General features: G+C 70.5%; 20 protein-coding genes. 10 read left to right on the forward strand and 10 right to left on the reverse strand.

The features are described from left to right. Positions 1 to 12: 12 nt before the first annotated feature. Positions 13 to 1,482 carry a hypothetical protein gene (locus tag KY572_RS22400; RefSeq protein ID WP_224244954.1) on the reverse strand — a complete coding sequence of 490 codons (1,470 nt, stop codon included), beginning with the start codon at positions 1,480 to 1,482 and terminating at the stop codon, positions 13 to 15. 161 nt (positions 1,483 to 1,643) lie between these two features. Between KY572_RS22400 and KY572_RS22405 the strand changes: the two genes are divergently transcribed. Continuing rightward, on the forward strand, positions 1,644 to 2,108 hold the full coding sequence (locus tag KY572_RS22405) for a cupin domain-containing protein (RefSeq protein ID WP_224244955.1): 465 nt from the start codon (positions 1,644 to 1,646) through the stop codon (positions 2,106 to 2,108). A 10-nt stretch (positions 2,109 to 2,118) separates the two neighbouring features. Here the strand turns inward: KY572_RS22405 and KY572_RS22410 are convergent, their stop codons facing one another. Together KY572_RS22410 and KY572_RS22415 are read right to left on the reverse strand one after the other, a co-directional pair. Then, positions 2,119 to 2,583 (reverse strand): thioredoxin domain-containing protein, encoded by a 465-nt coding sequence (locus tag KY572_RS22410; RefSeq protein WP_224244956.1) that lies wholly within the window; start codon positions 2,581 to 2,583, stop codon positions 2,119 to 2,121. A 40-nt stretch (positions 2,584 to 2,623) separates the two neighbouring features. After that, positions 2,624 to 4,060 carry an aminotransferase-like domain-containing protein gene (locus KY572_RS22415; RefSeq protein ID WP_224244957.1) on the reverse strand — a complete coding sequence of 479 codons (1,437 nt, stop codon included), beginning with the start codon at positions 4,058 to 4,060 and terminating at the stop codon, positions 2,624 to 2,626. 203 nt (positions 4,061 to 4,263) lie between these two features. Between KY572_RS22415 and KY572_RS22420 the strand changes: the two genes are divergently transcribed. Both KY572_RS22420 and KY572_RS22425 read left to right on the forward strand, forming a co-directional pair. Next, positions 4,264 to 5,532 (forward strand): EamA family transporter, encoded by a 1,269-nt coding sequence (locus KY572_RS22420; protein ID WP_224244958.1) that lies wholly within the window; start codon positions 4,264 to 4,266, stop codon positions 5,530 to 5,532. Between the two features lie 99 nt (positions 5,533 to 5,631). Then, entirely contained in the window at positions 5,632 to 6,030 is a 399-nt protein-coding gene (locus KY572_RS22425) for a hypothetical protein (RefSeq protein ID WP_224244959.1), read from the forward strand. A 25-nt stretch (positions 6,031 to 6,055) separates the two neighbouring features. Here KY572_RS22425 and KY572_RS22430 read toward each other — a convergent pair whose 3' ends face one another. After that, a complete protein-coding gene (locus KY572_RS22430; RefSeq protein ID WP_317987884.1) occupies positions 6,056 to 7,258 on the reverse strand; it encodes a DUF819 family protein in 1,203 nt (400 codons plus the stop codon). After that, on the reverse strand, positions 7,255 to 8,280 hold the full coding sequence (locus KY572_RS22435) for a dipeptide epimerase (protein WP_263451883.1): 1,026 nt from the start codon (positions 8,278 to 8,280) through the stop codon (positions 7,255 to 7,257). Before KY572_RS22435 ends, KY572_RS22430 begins: the two co-directional genes overlap by 4 nt. 90 nt (positions 8,281 to 8,370) lie before the next feature. On the opposite strand from KY572_RS22435, the gene KY572_RS22440 reads away from it, so the two are divergent. The 3 genes from KY572_RS22440 (at position 8,371) to KY572_RS22450 (ending at position 12,177) form a co-directional block, all read left to right on the forward strand. Further along, a complete protein-coding gene (locus tag KY572_RS22440; protein ID WP_224244960.1) occupies positions 8,371 to 9,459 on the forward strand; it encodes a YcjF family protein in 1,089 nt (362 codons plus the stop codon). A 9-nt stretch (positions 9,460 to 9,468) separates the two neighbouring features. Continuing rightward, positions 9,469 to 10,875 (forward strand): M20/M25/M40 family metallo-hydrolase, encoded by a 1,407-nt coding sequence (locus KY572_RS22445; RefSeq protein WP_224244961.1) that lies wholly within the window; start codon positions 9,469 to 9,471, stop codon positions 10,873 to 10,875. Positions 10,876 to 11,040: 165 nt separating this feature from the next. Then, positions 11,041 to 12,177 (forward strand): peptidase C39 family protein, encoded by a 1,137-nt coding sequence (locus KY572_RS22450; RefSeq protein ID WP_224244962.1) that lies wholly within the window; start codon positions 11,041 to 11,043, stop codon positions 12,175 to 12,177. Between the two features lie 9 nt (positions 12,178 to 12,186). Here KY572_RS22450 and map read toward each other — a convergent pair whose 3' ends face one another. From map to KY572_RS22465, 3 genes are all read right to left on the reverse strand, one after another. Further along, positions 12,187 to 13,182, reverse strand: coding sequence for a type I methionyl aminopeptidase (gene map / locus KY572_RS22455; protein WP_224244963.1), 996 nt, complete (start codon positions 13,180 to 13,182; stop codon positions 12,187 to 12,189). Positions 13,183 to 13,289: 107 nt separating this feature from the next. After that, positions 13,290 to 13,583 (reverse strand): TraR/DksA family transcriptional regulator, encoded by a 294-nt coding sequence (locus KY572_RS22460; protein ID WP_224244964.1) that lies wholly within the window; start codon positions 13,581 to 13,583, stop codon positions 13,290 to 13,292. 157 nt (positions 13,584 to 13,740) lie between these two features. Beyond that, positions 13,741 to 14,409: an START domain-containing protein gene (locus KY572_RS22465; RefSeq protein WP_224244965.1), complete on the reverse strand. Its 669-nt coding sequence runs from the start codon at positions 14,407 to 14,409 to the stop codon at positions 13,741 to 13,743. Positions 14,410 to 14,610: 201 nt separating this feature from the next. Between KY572_RS22465 and KY572_RS22470 the strand changes: the two genes are divergently transcribed. After that, entirely contained in the window at positions 14,611 to 16,101 is a 1,491-nt protein-coding gene (locus tag KY572_RS22470; RefSeq protein ID WP_224244966.1) for an HAD-IG family 5'-nucleotidase, read from the forward strand. Between the two features lie 25 nt (positions 16,102 to 16,126). Here the strand turns inward: KY572_RS22470 and KY572_RS22475 are convergent, their stop codons facing one another. Further along, the gene (locus KY572_RS22475) at positions 16,127 to 16,582 is read right to left on the reverse strand and encodes a DUF2267 domain-containing protein (RefSeq protein WP_224244967.1); all 456 of its coding nucleotides are present in this window, start codon (positions 16,580 to 16,582) and stop codon (positions 16,127 to 16,129) included. A gap of 234 nt (positions 16,583 to 16,816) precedes the next feature. Here KY572_RS22475 and KY572_RS22480 point away from each other — a divergent pair, with 234 nt between their 5' ends. Continuing rightward, positions 16,817 to 17,308, forward strand: a complete 492-nt coding sequence (locus KY572_RS22480; RefSeq protein ID WP_224244968.1) for a hypothetical protein — start codon at positions 16,817 to 16,819, stop codon at positions 17,306 to 17,308. A gap of 156 nt (positions 17,309 to 17,464) precedes the next feature. After that, positions 17,465 to 17,716 (forward strand): hypothetical protein, encoded by a 252-nt coding sequence (locus KY572_RS22485; protein ID WP_224244969.1) that lies wholly within the window; start codon positions 17,465 to 17,467, stop codon positions 17,714 to 17,716. Between the two features lie 75 nt (positions 17,717 to 17,791). Here the strand turns inward: KY572_RS22485 and KY572_RS22490 are convergent, their stop codons facing one another. Then, a complete protein-coding gene (locus KY572_RS22490; RefSeq protein ID WP_224244970.1) occupies positions 17,792 to 18,475 on the reverse strand; it encodes a DUF1361 domain-containing protein in 684 nt (227 codons plus the stop codon). Between the two features lie 216 nt (positions 18,476 to 18,691). Between KY572_RS22490 and KY572_RS22495 the strand changes: the two genes are divergently transcribed. Beyond that, entirely contained in the window at positions 18,692 to 19,876 is a 1,185-nt protein-coding gene (locus tag KY572_RS22495; protein ID WP_224244971.1) for a DNA glycosylase AlkZ-like family protein, read from the forward strand. Positions 19,877 to 19,935 lie beyond the last annotated feature (59 nt).

Consider the following 19,935-nt stretch of genomic DNA (forward strand, 5'->3'; position numbering starts at 1 on the left):
AAGGCTCGCGCCTTACTGGCAGTCGCGCGCCTCGAAGTGGCCGAGCAGCGGGTGGCCACCCTCGGCCACCGTGTCGCGGCCCACCAGGCACTTGCCCGCGGGCACAGTCACGGTCGCGTCCTTGCCGTTCAGCGTCAGCTCACCGGACACCACCTGCAGACCGCCGGGGAAGCCCGTGGCCGTGTTGGCGTCCACCGGGCGGAAGCTCGGCGCGCTGGAGCCGGACAGCCGCACGCGGTAGGTCTGGTCCTCGTAGAAGGAGGGCACCTCGGCCGACGGGTCCGCCTTGAGCGGCGCCATGAAGGCCCCGGCGACCAGGTCGAACTCGGGCAGCACGCGCACCAGCGGCAGGCCGTCCGCGCCGCGGGCGAGGTTCAGGTCAAAGTGCCGACCGGACACGGCGTTCAGGTCCGCGGTGAAGACCTTCTTCCCATTCAGGCTCATGTAGCTCTGCGCCTGGCCCAGGCCCACGTGGGCGATGACGAAGTCGTCCTGGCCCTCCTCGGCGCTGAACTCGAAGGACAGGCCGGACAGCGAGTACACCACCTGCTGGCTGGACAGCGCCGAGGTGCCGCCGTACGGCCCCTTGTACTCGGTGGTGCCCAGGTTCAGATCGAAGCTCACGCGCTTGGAGGCCGCGTTCATGCGCAGCTCGGACAGCGGGGTGGCCTTCGCGGTGGAGAAGGAGTGGGTGGCGCCGTCCTCATCCAGCTCGATCTGGATGGCGTTGAGGATGCCGGTGCTGAAGGTGATGTCCTGCTCGCCGTTCTTCGTCAGCCGCAGCTCCACCTTGCCCACCATCACGCGCGGCAGCTCCGCCGCGGCCTCGGGAGCCAGTAGCTGCACCACGTCCTTGCTCTCGCCCAGGTCCACGATGACCGCCGAGGTGTCCTTGCCGAGGCTCAGCACCACCGGCTCGTCGCGCTTGGAGCCGAGCTGGAAGCCCAGGTCCATGCCGTCCTTGTCGGTGCGGGTGGCGCGGATGCGGACCTCGAGCTGATCCACGGCCCGCACGCAGTCCGCGTCCGGCGCGGCTCCATCGATGGAGCACACGTCGTCACCGCTGATGCGGAAGATGGTGGAGTCTCCGTCGGTCTCCTCGACGTTGGCCTCGGTGAAGATGCGCTCGCGCAGCAGCTTCTCCATCAGGGCGATCTGCGCCTCGGTCGCCGCCGGGTCCGTCGGGATGGGGTTGCTCGGCGTCAACGGGGAATCGCAGCCCTCGGGGTCCTCGCAGGTCGCCGGGCTGCCCATGATGGGGACCTTGGCGAAGGCGTCCTGGAAGATGCTCGCGGCCGAGCCCAGGCTCTCGAAGGAGGACATCTCTCCCATCACCCGGGCGCTGGCGCTCGCCGCGCGGATCATGTCGGCCGTGCGAGTGGCCGTCGTGTCCGAGACTTCCTTGGCCTCCGGCGCGTCGCTGCAGCCTACGCCGCACAGCGCCATCATCATGGTTCCGGTCAGCCAGAACTTCGTCTTCATGCACTCTCCTTGGTGAAGCGGGACGCGGCGACAGGAGCAAGGGCTGCGCCAACGACTCGACGACGTAACCCCGCGAGATCCCGCATCCCGCACGCGTACTGTGGTCGAGCACCCTGACATGCTCGTCGTGCTAAGCCTGGGGTATGACGCGACCTCGGAAGATGCTTCCCCTGTTGGGCGCCGCGGTGCTGGGCATCGCCGCGCAGGCCTGGGCCGGAGAGCCCGCCGCTGCGGCTCCTCGTCATCGCGTGCCCACGAAGGATGCGCCGCGCTACGTCATCGCGAACGGCAAGGGCGCGGCCACGCTGCTGCTCAATGCCTCCACGGGCGCCAAGGAAGCCTCGGTGACGCTGCTGGAGCTGAACCAGGGCGCGGCGGTGCCCGAGCACGTGCACGAGTCGAGCGCGGAGATCCTCTATATCGAGGAAGGCGCCGCGGAGATGATGGTGGACGGCAAGAAGCTGCGCGTGGAGAAGGGGGACGCGGTGTACATCCCCCCGGGCGCGAAGCACTCGGCGCAGGTGGTCTCCCAGGAGACGTTCCGCGCGGTGCAGGTGTACGCGGGGCCGGGCCCCGAGCAGCGCTTCACCCAGGGCCCGCGCGCGGACAAGAAGGACGCGAAGTAGCGGAGGCGCCTCAGTCCCAGTCGAGGGGCGCGAAGCACTCGCCGCACTGACGCTGGGCGAGATCCAGCCACTCGAGCGCATCCTGCAGCACGGCCTTCGTGGGCCCGCTGTGGATGTTCACCGTGGCGTAGAGCATGCCGAAGCGGTTGGCGACGGCCAGCCGCGCCTCGCCCGGTGCCGCTCCGATGGCCTGGGCCAATTCGCGGGAGATGCGGCCCTCCGCGTCCCCGAGCGCTCCAGGAGGCAGCGGCTCGCCCTGCTGGCCCGACGGCACGATGGAGAAGACGTCGACCTCCTCCTGGCGCAAGCGCGGCGCCCGCTCCATGAGGCTGCGGTGGAGCGCCTGGCAGATGTCGCAGCCCGGGTGCAGCAGGGCCACCAGCATCTCGCGCCGCTGCCAGGCATCCAGGGTGCCTCGCGGCTGCCCGCCCGGCACCGGAAGCTGGAACAAGGGGACCTCGGCTCGCTCTGCCATCCTCGCACCTCCCTGGGCTCTACGAGGATAACACCCAGGCTCAGGCGAGACTGCGCGCAAGGCTGCCCAGCGTGGACATGGCGGCCTCGATGCGCGGCGACCACGGATAGCCGCAACTCAGGCGGATGAAGTGCGAGTAGCGCTGGCCCTGCGCGGAGAAGATGGGCCCGGGCGCGATGCTGATCCCCGCCTCCAGCGCCCGCGCGTGGAGCACGAGCGCATCCACCGTGGCGGGCAGCTCCAACCAGAGCAGCGAGCCGCCCGTGGGGCGCGTGACGCGAGTGCCCTCGGGGAAGTGCTCGGCGATGGCCTCCGTCATGCGCTCCACCTGCGCGGCGAGCCGGCGTCGGAGCGCTCGCAGGTGTCGGTCATACCCGCCTCCCTGGAGGAAGCGCGCGAGGGCGAGCTGGGGCAGCGTGGGCGTGGCGCCCGTCTGCGCGAACTTGAGCAGCTCCACGCGCTCGCGGTAGCGGCCGGGCGCCACCCACCCCACGCGGTAGCCCGGCGCCAGCGTCTTGGAGAAGGAGCCGCACAGCAGCACGCGCCCCTCGGTGTCGAACGCCTTGCAGGGTCGCGGGCGCTCCGAGCCGAAATAGAGGTCGCCGTAGATGTCGTCCTCGATGAGCGGCAGGTCCCGCTCGGCCAGCAGCTTCACGAGCCGCTGGCGGTGCTCCTCGGGCATGCAGCTGCCGAGCGGGTTGCTGAAGCTGGGCACCACCAGCACGGCGGCCACGCGCCGCTTGTCGAGCATGGACTCCAGCGCCTCCAGCTCCAGGCCATGGCGCGGGTGGCTGGGGATCTCCAGGGCTCGCAGCCCGAGCGCCTCGATGGCGCGGAGGGTGCCGTAGAAGGCGGGGGACTCGATGGCGATGGTGTCTCCCATCCTGGCCACGGCCAGCAGGCACAGGTGGATGGCCTCGGAGCCGCCACAGGTGGTGATGAAGTCATCGGGCCCCAGCGCGCAGCCCCACTCCATCGCTCGGCGGGCGAGCTGTCTGCGCAGCTCGGGGCTGCCGGGCGGCATGTCGTAGCCCACCGCCGCCTCTCCCGCCTCGCGCGCCAGGGTGGCCAGCTCCCGGTTGAGGCGCTGGGTGGGCAGCAGCTCCGGCGCGGGCATCGCGGCCCCGAGCTGCACGATTCGTGGATCACTCGCGGCCCGGTACACGTGCGCCACCAGGGCGCTGACGCTCACGGGGCTCGCGCTCGGGGCGGGGCGGGACACCTGGGGCTCGGCGGGCAGGGGCCGCTCGCGCCGGCGCACGTAGTGGCCGGACTGGGGACGCGTCTCGACGAGCCCCAGGGACTCCAGGTGGAGGTACGCCTGCAGCACGGTGGAGATGCTCACCCGCTCCCGGGTGCTGAGCTCTCGCACGGAGGGCAGGCGCTCTCCCGGCCGGAGGGTGCCAGCGGAGATGGCATCGCCGATCCGCTCGGCGACCTGCTCGTACAGCTTGGCTCTGTGCGCGGTGTCCATCATGCGTGCCTCGACTCCAGGCCTCCGCTGGCCCGTCCTGGATCCTGGTGAATAACCACGGGCGCTCTGGCCGCCCAGGTACAGCTACAGCCCTTCTCGACCGGCACAGTTTCTCCCATGACAACTGTACCGGTCACAATTCCAACCTGCTGAATCTGTTCTTGTGCCCATCCGAGGCGCATCGTTGGCGGGACTGGAGGTGGTCGATGAAGGGGTCTGTCGCCAGCTTCGGATGGCTGCGCGGGGCCGTGGCCCGGTGGCTGCCGGCGCGGTGTACCGGCGCGCCCGGCACGGTGTCGCTGAAGCAAGGCACGCTGTGGAGCCACCGGCTGCGCTCGTGCCAGCACGTGCTCACCTGCCACGAGGGCCAGGTGTGGCTCACCCGCGAAGGGGATGCCGTGGACCACATCCTCTCGGTGGGAGACAGCCTGCGGCTGGAACAGCCTGGACTGGTGGTGGTGCAGGCGCTGCGGCCCGGATGCGTCGCGCTGTCCCGGGATACCCGTCGCGAGGACAAGGGCGCACGTGTCCAGAGCGGACAGCCGGTGACGCCGGGAGCCCGGCTGGGAGAGGGAATCCTGCTGGGCGTGCTGGCGGTGATCGCGTTCAGCCTCTCCCTGCCCGCCACGCGGGTGGCGGTGCCGGAGCTGGGAGCCACCCTGGTGGGACTGGGACGGGCGGTGGTGGCGGCGGGGCTCGCCGGAGCGCTGCTCCTCATCCGGCGCGAGCGGCTCCCCGAGCGGCGGTACTGGCCGCGCCTGGCGCTCGTGGCCGGAGGCGTGGTGGTGGGCTTCCCGCTGCTCTCGGCGATGGCGCTGCGGTCCATGCCCTCGGCGCATGGGGCGGTGCTGGTGGGACTGCTGCCAGCGACCACGGCGGTGGCGGCCGTGCTGCGAGCCAGGGAGCGGCCCTCCACGGGCTTCTGGCTGGCCTCCGCCGCGGGGCTGGTGTGCGTGCTGGCCTTCGCGATGGCCCAGGGGGCGGGCCGGCTCACGGCGGGGGACGGGCTGGTGCTGCTCGCGGTGGCGGCGGGAGCGCTGGGCTACGCGGAGGGCGGAGCGCTCGCGCGCGAGCTGGGAAGCTGGCGCGTCATCTGCTGGGCCCTGGTGCTGGCGGCTCCCGTGCTCGCCCCCGTGGTGGCGCTCTCCGTGGGGCTGCACGTGCTGGAGGCCAGTCCGCGCGCGTGGCTCGGCTTCGGCTACGTCTCCCTGGTGAGCATGTTCCTCGGGTTCTTCGCCTGGTATCGAGCCATGGCTCTGGGCGGGGTGGCTCGGGTGGGGCAGCTTCAGCTGATCCAGCCGCTGCTCACCCTCCTGTGGTCCGCTCTGCTCCTCGGAGAAACCGTGAGTCGAGGAACTCTCGGCGCCGCGCTGCTCGTGCTGCTGTGCGTGGTGGCGGGAGTGCGGAGTCGCGTCCAGCTCCCGCCCTCGAGCCTCTTCAGCGCTCGAAGACAGCCTGTCCGCCCACATCCGTGAGCATCATCTTCATGTCAGAGTAGGCTGCTATGTCCCAACCTCTGTGGTAGGATACATCCGCTCGTGAGCAAGCGGGCGGTACCAAGGAGGAAGGTGGAGATGGCCAAGACAACGGGTGGGGATCTGGTGCTGCAGCTGCTCACGGAGTTCCGGGAGCACCAGCAGGACTACAAGCACTTCAAGCACGACATGCTTCAGTTCAAGCACGAGATGCTGGAGTTCAAGCAGGACTACAGGCACTTCAAGTACGAGATGCTGGAGTTCAAGCAGGACATGCTGGAGTTCAAGCAGGACATGCTGGGCTTCAAGCACGACATGCTGGGCTTCAAGCACGACATGCTGGGCTTCAAGCAGACCATGGAGAAGCGGATGGACCTGCTTCACCAGGCCAATGTGGAGACCCTCAGCTACCTGAAGCACATCGTGAAGATCCTCCAGCCAATGCGGAGTCAGCTGGACGACCACGAGCAGCGCCTGGTGATGCTGGAAAAGGAATAGCCGTACGGTCCGGCTCCTCCGCTCCTCAGTGGAGGAGCCGGTGCACCTGCTCGAGCATCGCCGCGCTCAGCAGCCCGCCGTAGGTTCCCAGCACATACCCCAGCACCGCCAGCAGCACGCCCACCGGTGCCAGTGCCGGGTGGAAGGCCGCCGCCACCACGGAGGCTGACGCCGTGCCCCCCACATTCGCCTGCGAGCCCACCGCCGCGAAGAAGATGGGCGCTCGCAGCAGCCGCCGCACGCCCAGTATCACCGCCGCGTGGAAGGCCATCCACACCATGCCCACGGCCACCAGCGCGGGTGCATCCAGCAGACGGCGGAACTCGGCCTGCGCGCCAATGGTGGCCACCAGCAGGTAGAGGAACACCGAGCCCATCCGACTGGCCCCCGCCCCCTCGAGCCGCCGTACCGGCGTGAACGACAGCACCACCCCCACCGTCGTCACCAGCAGCACCACCCACGTGAAGCCCGTCACCACACTGCCCAGATCCGGCAGCTTCGAGGCGAGCACCGTGCACCCCACGGTCACTCCGATGGCGATGGCCAGCATCCACAGCAGATCCGCCAGGCTCGCTGGCCTGGACGTCTCCGCCTGGAGGCGCGCCACCTCCTCTCGCACCGCATCCAGCGTTCTCCGGTCCGCTCCCAGCTTCGCGTCCATCCGCTGCTCGCGACCCGCGAAGGACAGCAGCACCGCCGTCCAGATGTTGGAGACGCCTACGTCCACCACCACCATCATGCTCAGGGTGCTGTCGAGCGCGCCCACGCTCTGGCCGATGGCCACGAAGTTCGCGCTGCCTCCAATCCACGAGCCGCTCAGCGCCGCCAGCCCCTTCCAGGCCTGCTCTCCCAGTTCCGCTGGCACCAGCCAGCCCAGCGCGAGGTACGCCAGCGGCCCGCCCAGGACGATGCCCGCCGCTCCCGCCAGGAAGATCACCACCGCGTTGCGCCCCAGCCGAGCAATGGCCGGCAGATCCACCGACAGCACCAGCAGCACCAGGCTGGACGGCAGCAGGTACACCCGGACGAAGCGGTACAGCTCGGATTGGAGCGGGATGATGCCCACGTTCGACAGCAGCGTGGGCACGAAGTAGATGAAGACGAGCAGCGGCACCACGCGGAAGAACCGCTGCCCCAACGGGTGCCGGTCGGCCAGGAACAGCAGCCCCACCACGCCGAGCAGCACGGCGAGCACCGCCATCGGATCCTGGATGAGCGCCGGGCTCACGCGCCCGCCACCGGCTCCACGCCGAGCCCTGCTCCATCCCCGAGCTGGATGCGCCCCTCCACCACCGGGTGCCCGCGGAACGGGTCCTCGGAGATGAGCAGGTTGCCGTCCAGGTCCAGCCAGTCCGCCAGGGGCCCCAGGTGCGCCGCAGCCGCGATGCCCACCGACGTCTCCACCATGCAGCCGATCATCACCTTCAGCCCGCAGGCCCGGGCCACGTCGATGATGCGCAGCGACTCGCGAATACCTCCGGCCTTCTGCAGCTTCACGTTGATGCCGTGATAGCCCTCGGCCAGCCGCGGCACGTCCGAGGCGTGAATCAGGGCCTCGTCCGCCACCAGCGGCAGCGGCGAGCGGGCCCGCAGCCACTTCGCTCCCTCCACGTCCACCGCCGGCAGGGGCTGCTCCACCAGCTCCACGCCCTGGGTGGCCAGCCACTCGATGTGCTGGAGCGCCTCCTCCGGCTTCCACGCCTCGTTGGCATCCACGCGGATCACCTTGGACGTGGTGGCCCGCACCGCACCGAACACCTCACGCACCTTCTCGGCGCCGAGCTTCACCTTGAGGACGGGGTACGGCTCCGCCTCACGCACCTTGCGCGCCAGCGTCTCCGGCTCGTCGATGCCGATGGAGAAGGAGGTGAGGGGCATGCGCTTCGGATCCACTCCGAGCAGCCGGTACAGCGGCGCCCCGAGCGCCTTGCCCGCCAGGTCATGCACGGCGATGTCCAGCGCCGCCTTCGCCGCGCCATTGCCCGGCATCGCCCCCTGCACCGCCTCCGACACGTCCCGGAACCAGCGCAGATCTCCCTCGAGCGCCGGTGACAGCGTGCGCAGGGCCTCCAGCACCGTCTCCGCCGACTCCTGGTAGCGCACGTTGGGTGCGGCCTCCCCGAACCCCACGTGCGCTCCGGAGCGCAGCTCCACCAGGACGTTGCGCTTCGAGGTGCTGGTGCCTCGGGCGATGGTCCAGGCGTGACGCAGGGGCAGCTCGACGACTCGAGAGGTGAGGTGAGGGTGCATGAGGGGCAGGGCTCTCCTGGTGGGTTGGCCCTCTAGCACGACTTTCCTTCCAGGCGGCACCGCCCGGTGGATTCGGGATACAACGCCCGCATGGACTTCAATTTCGCCGACGAGGTGAGGCGCCAGCTGGAAGAGGCCCTCCAGAAGCGGGGCCGCGTCAACATCGTCGTTGCCGGCCGCAGCGGTGTGGGCAAGAGCACGCTCGTCAACGCCGTCTTCCAGGGCGACCTCGCGGAGACCGGCCAGGGCCGCCCCGTCACCCAGAGCGCGCGCGAGTACTCCAAGGAGGGGCTGCCGCTCACCATCCTCGACACCCGCGGCCTGGAGATGGAGCAGTACGCCGAGACCACCCGCCAGCTCGAGAACGAGGTCCGCGCCCGCTCGATGGACCCCGATGCCAAACGCCACCTGCACGTGGCCTGGGTGTGCATCTCCGAGGACTCGCGCCGCGTGGAGCAGGGCGAGTCCGCCGTCGCGGAGATGCTCTCGCGCTACATGCCCGTCGTCGTCGTCATCACCAAGGCTCGCTCGGATCGCGGCTTCCGCGAGGAGGTGCTCCGCCTCATCCCCACGGCTCGCAACGCCATGCGCGTCCGGGCCCTGCGCGAGGAGGATGACGAGGGCCACGTGCTCGAGCCGCGCGGGCTCAAGGAGCTCGTGGACGTGACGATGGAGCTCGTCCCGGAGGCCCAGCGCAACGCCTTCGCCGCGGCCCAGAAGGTGAGCGTCGAGCAGAAGAAGAGCCGAGCCCACTTAGCGGTAGGGAGCGCCGCCACCCTGGCTGCCGCCGTCGGCGCATCCCCTATCCCCTTCTCCGATGCGGCGCTCATCGTCCCCGTGCAGATCGGCATGCTGGCGAGCATCAGCGCCATCTTCGGCCTCCCGCTGAGCCAGGCGTTCCTCACCACGCTGATCAGCTCGGCGGGCGGAGGGCTCGCGGCGACGCTCGCGGGTCAGACCATCGTGTCCGGGCTGCTCAAGCTGCTCCCTGGCGTGGGCACCATCGCGGGGGCCGCCATCTCCGGGACCACGGCGGCCACCATCACCACCATCTTCGGCGAGGGCTACATCGCCGTGCTCTCGAGGCTCTTCATGCGCAACCCGGGCGTCCTCCCCTCGGAGGAGGAGATCGCCAGCGCCTTCCGAGAAGAGCTCAACGGACGGAAGTCCGCCGCCTGAGTCCGCCCCATGCGCTCCCTGCCCCTCTGTCTCACCCTGATTGCCCTGGGCTGCAGCCACGCCGCGGGCCCGGCCACCTCCTCCCGTCCCCGTGACGCCGAGGAGCTGCGCACGCTGCTCGCCGAGCTGATCGCCGCGGACACCTCCAACCCGCCCGGCAACGAGACCGCCGCCGCCCAGGTGGCCGCGCGGTGGCTGAAGCAGGCCGGCATCGAGGCGGAGATCCTCGAGCCCGCTCCCGGACGCGGCAACCTGTTGGCACGGCTGAAGGGCTCGGGGAAGGGCCGTCCCCTCCTCGTCCTGGCGCACCTGGACACGGTGCCCGCGAAGCGCGAGGAGTGGGTCACCGATCCGTGGAAGCTCACCGAGCGCGACGGCTTCCTTTACGGGCGCGGCGTGCAGGACAACAAGGGCATGGCGGCCGCGAGCGTCCTGGCGCTGCGTCGGCTCCAGCGTGAGGGCGGCAAGCGCTCGCGCGACATCCTCCTGTACCTCGGCGCGGATGAAGAGGTGGGCTCCGGCAACGGCCTGGAGTGGATGCTGGAGAACCGCCCGGAGCTGCGCGAGGCCGAGTTCGCCCTCAACGAGGGAGGCCTCACCGAGCTCTCCACGGACCGCGGCCGCGTGCAGTTCGTGGCCCTCCAGGCCGCCGAGCGCGTCTCCCGGAACGTGGTGCTGAAGGCCACGGGCCCCGGTGGGCACTCGTCCGCTCCGACCGCCGATCCCAACCCGCTGGTGCGCGTGTCCGCGGCGGTGGCTCGCATCGGCGCGCTCACCTTCCCCGCCCGGCTGACTCCCGCCGCCCGGCTGCACATCCAGGGTCGCGCGCCGAGAACCCCTGGCGAGCTGGGCGCGGCCCTCCAGCGCATCGCCGCGTCCCCCGACGCGCCTCCGCAGGACGCCGTGGACACCGTGGTCCGGATCGATCCGGCGCTGGCGGCGGTCATGCGCTCCACGTGCGTCCCCACCGTCTTCCAGGCGGGCACCCGCCCCAACGTCATCCCCGCCACCGCCGAGGCCACCCTCAACTGCCGCCTGCTCCCGGACGAGGACGCGAAGGCGCTCCATGACCGACTGGTCGCCGCGGTGGCGGACCCCTCCATCGAGGTGAGGATGGACACGAGCCCTCCGAACTCGCCCATGTCGCCCGTGGGAGACAACGCCATGTTCCGCGCCGCGAAGGCCGCCGCCGCCAAGGTATGGCCGGGCGCTCCCGTCATCCCCCGCCAGTCCACCGGCACCACCGAGTCCGCCATGCTGCGCCGCGCCGGCATCCACGCCTACGGCATCGACCTGTTCGCGCTCACCCCCGAGGATGCGCGCACCGCGCACGCTCCCAACGAGCGCGTCCCGGTCGCCTCGCTCCAGCCGGGCGCCGAGTTCGTCTACCTGCTCCTCGAGGAGCTGACACGCTGACACCTCACCGGGGATGCGCGGTGCACCCATCCGGCTTTCGTGCTTTCTTCCGCCCCCGTGAACGCTCGCTCGTCGCTTCTCCCGGTGCTCCTCGCCGCCTCGACCCTGGTGGCCTGCGCAGGAACTCGTTCGTCTCAAGGGTCGGACTTCCCCGAGGAGGGACCCGTGTCACGCCTGTGGCGGATCAGCGCGCAGACGCGCCAGTTCGAGCCCTTCTCCCGTGAGGGCACCCTGCTCGCCGCCGATGGCGCGCTGGAGCTGGACGCGTCGGCGCTGACCAGCACCGAGCCCTTTCCCTCCGGCAAGGAGGGAGGCCCTCCTCCCGTCGCGAGCTACCGCTTCGGCAAGGCCATCCTGGCCGAGCAGCCCATCCCCACCGGCTTCAACAGCGCAGTGCCCTCCGTGGAGGCGCTCACGCCGCCGGGCACCTGGGTGCGGGTGATGCTCGCCGCGCGCGTGGACGGCACGTGGACCAAGGACTACGACTTCGGCCCCTGGGCCACCGACAAGAGCACCGTGTCGCGGCGCAGCGTGAACGGCCAGGAGGATGCCCAGGGCAACGTCTTCACCGACACGCTCGTCCTCAAGAAGCGCGCGGACGCGGTGCGCGTGACGCTGTGGCTCTACTCCGCCCAGTCGGGCGTCAGCCCTCGCGTGCGCGCCCTCTCGCTGGCGCTGACCGACGGCACGCGCACGCCCATGGACGAGCCCTCGGATCGGCTCGCCTGGGGCACGGTGCTGGCGGTGCCCGGCCGCTCGCAGATGATCTACCCGAACGGTGGTCCCGTGTGGTGCTCTCCCACGTCCACCACCATGCTGCTCGGCTACTGGGCCCAGAAGCTCAACCGCCCCGAGCTGGTCGAGGCCGTGCCCACCGCCGCCGCCAACACCTATGACGAAGTCTACGAAGGCACCGGCAACTGGAGCTTCAACGTCGCCTACGCCTCCGCCCAGGGTGGCGGCGCCCTCCATGGCACGGTGGCGCGGCTCGACTCCTTCGCCCAGGTGGAGCGGCTCATCGCCGCCGGCATCCCCGTGAGCATCAGCATCGCCTACAAGGAGGGCGAACTCACCGGCGGCGCCTCTCGCAAGTCGGACGGCCACCTCATCGTCGTGAAGGGCTTCTCGCCCCAGGGAGACGTGGTGGTCAACGATCCGGCCTTCGCCGCCGATGAGCAGGTGGAGGCCATCTACAAGCGCGACGAGCTGTGGCGCGCCTGGCGCCACTCCTCGGGCGCCGTGTACCTGCTGTGGCCCGCGGGCACGCCGCTGCCCGAGGGCGCGCTGAGCCCCGTGCCCTGAGGCACGGCGTCACGGCAGCGTGAGAATCTCCGCGCCCTGCTCGGTGACGAGCAGCGTGTGCTCGAACTGCGCGCTGCGGCTGCCGTCGGCGGTGACGGCCGTCCACCCATCGTCCCACGAGCGGTGCTGCCAGTGGCCCAGGTTGATCATCGGCTCGACGGTGAACGTCATCCCCGGCTTCATGATCGTGTCGGCGCCCGCCTCGTAGTAGTGGGGGATCTGCAGCGGGCTGTGGAAGCGCTCGCCAATCCCGTGGCCGCAGTAGGCCCGCACCACGCTCATGCCGTTCTTCGTGGCATGCTCCTCGATGACGCGGCCGATGTCGTTGATGGGCCGGCCCGGCTTCACCGCCGCGATGCCCAGGTCCAGGCACTCGCGCGTCACGCGCACCAGGCGCTCGGAGTCGGGGTCCACCTTGCCCACGAAGAACGTGGCCGAGCAGTCGCCGTGCACGCCCTCGAGGAAGATGGTGATGTCCAGGTTGATGATGTCGCCTTCCTCCAGCGGCCGGCTGTCGGGGATGCCGTGGCAGATGACCTCGTTGACCGAGGTGCACAGCGACTTGGGGTAGCCGTGGTAGTTGAGCGTGCTCGGATAGCCGCCGAGCTGGATGTAGGCCTCGTGGGCGATGGCGTCCAGCTCGTCCGTGGTGATGCCCGGGCGCACGGCGGCTCCCGTCATCTGGAGCACCTTGGCGGCCGCCTGGCCGGCCCGCCGCATGCGGGCAATCACATCCGGGCTCTTCACCTCGGGCAGCTCCGGCGAGCGGACCGGACGGCCGGTCTCCGCGTAGTCCGGACGCGGGATGTGCGCGGGGACGCTGCGGCGCGGGCTGATGATGCCGGGGCTGATGCCTCGCCGCTGGACGTCCGCGCCCTTCTTGCGGGCCTCGACGGCGTCCGCGCCTCGGTGGCACTTCTTGTACTTGGAGCCGCTCCCGCACCAGCAGGGCTCATTCGGCCCTGGCAGGACGGCGGGAGCCTGGCGCGCAATTTGAGTGGTCATCGCACCCGTCTATAACCCGTGGACGCACCGCAGCGCACTGCTCTTGGTCACGGAGCGTACTGGAATACAGCGGCTCCCCTGTCTGCTCGCCTGTAGCCCTCCCTCGCTCAGCGGACCACCAGCGTGCTGCACGTCAGGCAGTAGCGGGCCTCCGGGATGGCTCGCAGCCGGTGCCGGCCGATGGCGCCCCCACACCGCGAGCACCGGCCGAAGCCTCCCTCCCGCATCCGCGTCAGGGCGTCGTCGATGTCGCGCAGCTCCTTGTAGTCCCGCTCCGACAGCCCGCCCGCTGATTGCTCCGCCTGCGACGGCCCTCGAGCCCCCCTCGCGCGCAGACGGCTGCGCCGCTGCATCAGCGCCTCTCGCGCCTCGTTCTCCCAGATGTCCATGGTGACCTCCACGTTTCCCACCCCTCCTCTCCCGCTCATGGAGGGTATTTCAGGAAACGTGCCTTCCCTGTTCCGAGGGGGAAGGAGCGCGGGAGGAGGCCCCGGGAGACGCAGCCTTTGCACGCCCCTGCCTGGCTACGCATGGAATGCGCTGATCCGCCAGCGGCGCTCAGGGGGCCGTGGGAGCGGACGGCTTCGCCTTCTTGCGCTCCTCGCCCAGCTTCTGCGCGCGGTCCTGCACCGCCTTGAGCGTGTCCAGCACGCCGTCCTTCTGACCGAAGCTGGCCAGCCAGCCGGGCACCGAGCCGCCCGGATCCACGCTGAACTTGTAGACGATGTGCGTCTTGCCCTCGCCCTTGGGGATGATCTGCCAGGTGCCCTCGTTGTGCTTGATGCGGACGATGTCCTCACGCACGGGCAGTGCGTCGGGCACAGCCTTCCAGCGCTGCACGTACTCGCCCGTCCCGTCCTCGGCCAGCTTCTTCTCGTCCACCACGGTGATGGCGTAGTCGCGGTCATCCACGACGGGCAGCTTCAGCCGGGCGTAGGCCACGCGCGAGCCATCCGGCTGGGTGGACACCACGCGGGACTCCTTCACGTACGGCATCCACAGCCGGAACGAGCCCGAGTCCATCAGCGCGTTCTGGACGTCCCGGGCGTCGGCCTCGACTTCCTTCTCGGCCCACACTTCCTTGCCGTTGCCGTCCGGGCGGGGGCGCACCTTGATGACGGCCTTCTTGCTCTCCACCGTCTCCCACTCCTCGGCGGCCTGCGCCACGCCCGCGACCAGCACCAGCGCCAGCGCTCCGCCCCACCACTGCCTCTTCCGCTCGTACATGCTCGTCTCCTTCCGAAAATGGGCACGCCACCCTCCCCTCCCCGGCCTGTCGGAGTGTGCGCACGCCAACGGAGCTTAACCCCAAGCCCGGACACGGCGGCAGGACGATGCCCGGGGAGTGATGGCCCGTGGAGGATTGCCAGGCGGAACACCGTCTCGTCGCTCGACATTTGAGCAGGGGCAGGGCAGGAAGCGCTCCATATGAGTGGCTACCTCGCTGCCCCCCCGCCCGAGCGCGGCATCTTCTGCAACCGCACCCTCAACATGCGGGCCATCAAGGCCATCGGCTACGACATGGACTACACCCTGGTCCACTACCAGGTGGAGGCCTGGGAGCGCCGCGCCTACGAGCACATCCGGGATCGGCTCGTGGCCCTGGGCTGGCCGGTGGAGCAGCTCACCTTCGATCCGATGCTGGCCATCCGCGGCCTCATCATCGACACCGAGAAGGGCAACCTGCTCAAGGCCAACCGCTTCGGCTTCGTGAAGAAGGCGCTGCACGGCACGCGCCCCATGGACTTCGACTCGCAGCGCACCGAGTACACGCGCACCATCATCGACCTGGCCGAGAAGCGGTGGATGTTCCTCAACACGCTCTTCTCGCTCTCGGAGGCGTGCATCTACGCGCAGCTGGTGGACCTGCTGGACGCCGGCCGGCTGCCGGGCCCCATGGGCTACGCGGACCTGTACGCCGTGGTGCGCAGCACGCTGGATGCCGCGCACATGGCGGGCAAGCTCAAGGCGGAGATCATCGCCGCCCCCGAGCGCTACCTGCAGCCGGACCCCGAGACGGCCCTGGCGCTGCTGGATCAGCGCAGCGCCGGCAAGAAGCTGCTGCTCATCACCAACAGCGAGTGGGCCTACACCCTGCCGATGATGCACGCGGCGTTCGATCCATACCTGCCCAAGGGCATGACGTGGCGCGAGCTGTTCGACGTGGTCATCGTCAGCGCGCGCAAGCCCGAGTTCTTCACCACGCGCTCGCCCCTGTTCGAGGTGGTGGAGAGCCAGAGCGAGGCGCTGCTGCGGCCGCACTCGGGGCCGCTCAAGGCGGGCACGCCGTACTTCGGCGGCAGCGCGCTGGAGCTGGAGCGCCACCTGGGCATGAGCGGGGACGAGATTCTCTACGTGGGCGACCACATGTTCGGCGACGTGCACGTGACGAAGAACGTGCTGCGCTGGCGCACCGCGCTCATCCTCCGCGAGCTGGAGGAGGAGGTGCGCGCCATCGCCGCCTTCCGCGCCACCGAGGCCCGGCTGGCCGAGCGGATGGTGGTGAAGGAGCGCCTGGAGGCCGAGTCCTGCCAGGTGCGCCTGGAGCTGCAGCGGCGCCGGCTCCAGTACGGCCCGCGCTCGGAGGTGCCGGAGGAGCAGCTGCTGGCACGCGGCGCCGCGCTGCGCCTGGAGCTGGAGGCCCTGGACGCGGAGCTGGGGCCCATGGCGCGCTCGGCCGGCGAGCTGTCCAACCCGCACTGGGGCCTGTTGACCCGCGCGGGCAACGACAAGAGCCACCTGGCGCGACAGGTGGAGCGCTACGCCGACATCTACACGTCGCGCGTCTCCAACTTCCTGTTCGCCACGCCCTTCGTCTACCTGCGCAGCCCGCGCGGCAGCCTGCCGCATGATCCGAACGTGCCCGGCGGCGCCCCGGTGTTCCAGGCCACGGACGCCGCCAGCGGCCCCAACCCGTGAGGCCTGTGGCGGCTGTCCCCGCCCGCTAGTGCTCCGGTCTCCAGAGCGCCCGGAGGTCCGGCGGGAGATTGCTCGCCACGTCCTCGGCCTCGCCCTCGCTGATGAGCTCGCGGAACGCCTGGAACACCGCGCGCACCAGGGGCTCCACCTCCTCCACCGGCTTGCGCAGGTCCTCGGCCACCGTCCGCAGGAACTCCTCGCGACCGAAGCGGTGCGGGCGGGCGGGCCGCTGCTCCGGCGGCGGCAGGAACTCCACCAGCAGGCGCGGCAGCTGCGCCTCCAGGTCCCTCGCCTCCCTGGGAAGGATGCGCCGCTCCAGGGCGCTCAGCACCGAGACCGCCGCGCACTCGGCCGTCTCCGCGTCCATCGGCCCCAGCTCACCCAGCTGCCGGATGAACGCGGCATAGGTCGCGTGGACGTGGGACTCGTGCCGCTGCATGCGGCGCTGCGTCAGCTCCTGCTCGTTCGTGGGACGTGTCATGGGGGCCTCCTCTTCTCCCCTCAACCTGCGCATGGTCTCCCGCGCTCCCCGGCCGCCCGCCCCCTCCCTCTCCAGTCGTGCGTTCATGGGCTGGCGCACATCCACACACCCAAATAAGTAGATGAAATCCTTGGGTTATTGGCTGAACGGCCGCTGGGAGCGGGCGGCCGGCCCAGGGCTGATCCCAGCGCCTGATCCAAGCGATGTCAGACGTCCCCAGTATGAATTGTCCCCGTGAGCCACTCGACCACTGAGAGCGCGACGCAGGTCCTCGAGCAGGGCAACCTTCTGGGCGGAACCGATCTGGTCCCCGTCGTCGGAGGCAAGAAGGGCAAGCGCGCCCGCAAGTTCCACGTCGCCTCGGACCGGCCGCTGGGCTTCGCCAAGGCGCTGGCGCTCGTGGTGGAGCATGGACGCCAGAAGGCCAGGGAGCACGGCGTCACCTCGCTGAGCCGCTGCCCGCGCTGCGACCACGTGGGCCCCACCTCGAAGGATTTCGGCTACCGCGTCATCCGCGGCGAGCGCCGCCCCCAGTCCTGGTGCCGTGGCTGCCGGGCGCTGAACCTGCCGCCCTCCAACCCCTCGGCGCCCCTCAAGTGGTCCACCGGCGCAGCCCCCGAGCCCGCCGCCTCGCGTGACTTGGACGAGTCGGCCGACGGCTGGCTCTTCCCGCCGGAGACGCTGCGCGCCCGCCCCGGCAACAAGGGCGGCAAGGGCCAGCGCTGAGCCGCCTCCCCGGCTGCCCACCACAGGCACGTACCGGGGCCCTCGTCCCGTTCCCCGCAGGGGGTTGGAAAAGCCGTGGCGTCGTCCCTACCTCTATCGAAGGAGGGCACCATGGCTGTGCGGACGAAACTGGCAGGAATCAAGAACAGACGACCTGTGGATGCGCGCTCGGCTCAGCCCAGCCAGCAGGCCAGCAAGGGACGCAAGACGCTGCCTCGTGACGAGGCCGCCGCGCTCCGCAGGCAGAAGGCGCTCGAGCGTGTGACGCTGGGGCCCGCCGCGGAGACTCACGAGCCCAAGAGCCACCGTCGCAAGACGTCGCTCAACGGCCGCAAGAAGGCGCCCAGCCAGATGCGCGTGAAGCGCGCGGGCGGGCCCGCCAAGCGGCTCCCGCTCCACGGAGGCTGAGTTCGCTGTCCCCCAGCGCTGAGGCCGGTGTGCCATGTGTCCGCGAAGAAGCGCGCGGCGCATGGTGCCCCGGCCTCAGGCCTGTGCATCCTCCGAGCGGCGCCAGCGGCGCAGGTGCTCGAAGGCGTAGTACGAGAGCAGCACCAGCACCGTGAAGAGCGCGGTGATGCCCAGCAGCTCCGGGTGCTCCGCCGGCTCACGCAGGTGCTCGAGGATGGCCGAGAAGAAGGGCCGAGGCTCCGTCAGCACGTCCCAGCTGTTCCAGCGCTCCACCCGGCCCAGGTAGATGCCGTAGCCGCAGAGCACGGACACGAGCGCCACGCCCGCCCAGGCGCCCGCGCGGCCCACGCGCTCCTCCAGCAGCCGCTTCCACACGTCCAGGGACAACAGCCCCAGCATCCAGCCGGTGGCGGCGAACACGCCCAGCAGCGCCACGTCGAACCACAGCGGAATCCCCTGCCGGGGCCGCAGGTGGATGAAGTCCGTGAGCAGGTAGGGCGCGTTGGGGAAGACGAGCAGCCAGGCCACGCCCAACGGCGCCAGCATCCACCACCGCGCGCCTCGCGAGTGGAGCAGGCTCGTCACCAGCGCCAGGCCGTAGGGCACCCACGCCAGGAAGAGGTTCCAGAGCAGCCAGAGGTAGACGGTGTGCCGGGCCCAGTCGACCCGGGCCTTGATCATGACCACGCACACGGCGGTGCTCAGCAGCGCGGGCAGCAGTCCGTGGCGGTGCAGGAAGCGGAAGGGGAGGTGGCGCATGGTGGACGCGTGGCTGGAGGCCCGCGCGCCGTGGCCAGCCGGCCACACCGCTCGGGCCCTGGGTTGAAAGGTATCCACGGCGCTCCAGGCCTCGGAGCCCGTGCCCTTCACGAGGAGCAAGTCCGGGGCCAGCCCCGCCGATTGCCCCGGAGCGGCTCGGGGCCTCTCATCGAGATGCTGCTCGAGGCGAGCGCTGGCATATGGTGCGCGCCGAGCATGCCTCGCTCCACGTTGCCTCCCGCACAGACACTGAACGCCGATGAGGCGCGAAGCTGGCTCGTCAGCCACCTGGGCCTGGCCTCGAACCGCCTGCCTCCGGGCGCCGAGGGCACCCGCGCGCTGCTGAAGGCGCTGCGCTGCATCCAGCTGGACCCGCTGGACGTCATCGGCACCAACGCGGACCTCGTGGCCCTGGCGCGGGTGGACGGGCTGGTGCGCGGAGACGTGTACCGGCACCTGATGCCCGGCCACGCCTTCGAGCACTGGGCCAAGGAGCGCTGCATCCTCCCCGCGTACGCCTTTCCGTACTACCGCGAGCACACCCGCGAGGCTCCCTGGTGGAACCTGGCCACGCGCCTGGAGCGGCTGCCCCCACGCGTGGTGGACGCCGTGCTGGAGGAGGTGGTCACGAGAGGCCCCATCTCCGCCGCCGAGCTGACCGACCATGGCGCGGTGAAGCCCCTGGACTGGAGCGGCTGGAAGGGCACCGGCAAGGCGACGTCCATGGCGCTGGAGGTGCTGTGGACCCGCTGCCAGGTGGTCATCTGCGGCCGGGGCCCGGGAGGCAAGCGCTACGACATTCCCGAGCGAGCGCTGCCGGAGGTGGCCGGAAAGCCGCGCGCCAGCGGACCGGAGGTATTTGATAGGTGGGCCGTGCTCGAGCGCGTGGAGGCCGCGGGGATGCTCTCGCGCGCGGCCGGCGCTCACTGGTCCATCCTCTCCAAGGTCCGCACCACGGCGCTGCCGGACACGCTGGTGCGCGAGGGGCTGCTGGAGGAGGTGGGGCTGCCCGGTTCGCCCCGGCGCTACCTGGCCCCCGCGGGCTTCCGAAAGCGGCCCATCACCTCGCCTGACGCGCGCATGCGCATCCTCGGTCCGTTGGATCCGCTGCTGTGGGACCGGGGGCTGGTGAAGCTGGCCTTCGGCTTCGAGTACATGTGGGAGGTCTACAAGCCCGCCGACCAGCGCCGGTGGGGTTGGTACGTGTGTCCACTGCTGCACCGGGGCCAGTTGGTGGGCCGGCTGGAGGCGCGCGTGGTGGAGGGCGTGCTGCGCGTGGACAACGTGTGGCGCGAGAAGGGCGTGAAGCTGGACGATGCGGCGCTGGATGAGGCGCTCGCCCGCCACGCGAAGGCCTGTGGCGCCACGGGGGTCCGCCGGCCTCGGGCCCGCGTGGGCTGAGGGCCCGGGGACGGATTCCCAGCAGACACCAGACATGGACTCCGGGGCATGCTCGGTCC

The sequence above is a fragment of the Hyalangium gracile genome (assembly GCF_020103725.1).
Classification (GTDB): Bacteria; Myxococcota; Myxococcia; order Myxococcales; family Myxococcaceae; genus Hyalangium; species Hyalangium gracile.

Bases quoted from the DNA above. Each gene is read 5' to 3' on its own strand.
- map (WP_224244963.1), bottom strand. From the start codon at position 13,182: ATGACCACTCAAATTGCGCGCCAGGCTCCCGCCGTCCTGCCAGGGCCG.
- KY572_RS22445 (WP_224244961.1), top strand. From the start codon at position 9,469: ATGCGCTCCCTGCCCCTCTGTCTCACCCTGATTGCCCTGGGCTGCAGC.
- KY572_RS22470 (WP_224244966.1), top strand. From the start codon at position 14,611: ATGAGTGGCTACCTCGCTGCCCCCCCGCCCGAGCGCGGCATCTTCTGC.
- KY572_RS22475 (WP_224244967.1), bottom strand. From the start codon at position 16,582: ATGACACGTCCCACGAACGAGCAGGAGCTGACGCAGCGCCGCATGCAG.
- KY572_RS22435 (WP_263451883.1), bottom strand. From the start codon at position 8,280: ATGCACCCTCACCTCACCTCTCGAGTCGTCGAGCTGCCCCTGCGTCAC.
- KY572_RS22465 (WP_224244965.1), bottom strand. From the start codon at position 14,409: ATGTACGAGCGGAAGAGGCAGTGGTGGGGCGGAGCGCTGGCGCTGGTG.
- KY572_RS22490 (WP_224244970.1), bottom strand. From the start codon at position 18,475: ATGCGCCACCTCCCCTTCCGCTTCCTGCACCGCCACGGACTGCTGCCC.
- KY572_RS22420 (WP_224244958.1), top strand. From the start codon at position 4,264: ATGAAGGGGTCTGTCGCCAGCTTCGGATGGCTGCGCGGGGCCGTGGCC.
- KY572_RS22405 (WP_224244955.1), top strand. From the start codon at position 1,644: ATGCTTCCCCTGTTGGGCGCCGCGGTGCTGGGCATCGCCGCGCAGGCC.
- KY572_RS22440 (WP_224244960.1), top strand. From the start codon at position 8,371: ATGGACTTCAATTTCGCCGACGAGGTGAGGCGCCAGCTGGAAGAGGCC.
- KY572_RS22410 (WP_224244956.1), bottom strand. From the start codon at position 2,583: ATGGCAGAGCGAGCCGAGGTCCCCTTGTTCCAGCTTCCGGTGCCGGGC.
- KY572_RS22495 (WP_224244971.1), top strand. From the start codon at position 18,692: ATGCCTCGCTCCACGTTGCCTCCCGCACAGACACTGAACGCCGATGAG.
- KY572_RS22400 (WP_224244954.1), bottom strand. From the start codon at position 1,482: ATGAAGACGAAGTTCTGGCTGACCGGAACCATGATGATGGCGCTGTGC.
- KY572_RS22415 (WP_224244957.1), bottom strand. From the start codon at position 4,060: ATGATGGACACCGCGCACAGAGCCAAGCTGTACGAGCAGGTCGCCGAG.
- KY572_RS22425 (WP_224244959.1), top strand. From the start codon at position 5,632: ATGGCCAAGACAACGGGTGGGGATCTGGTGCTGCAGCTGCTCACGGAG.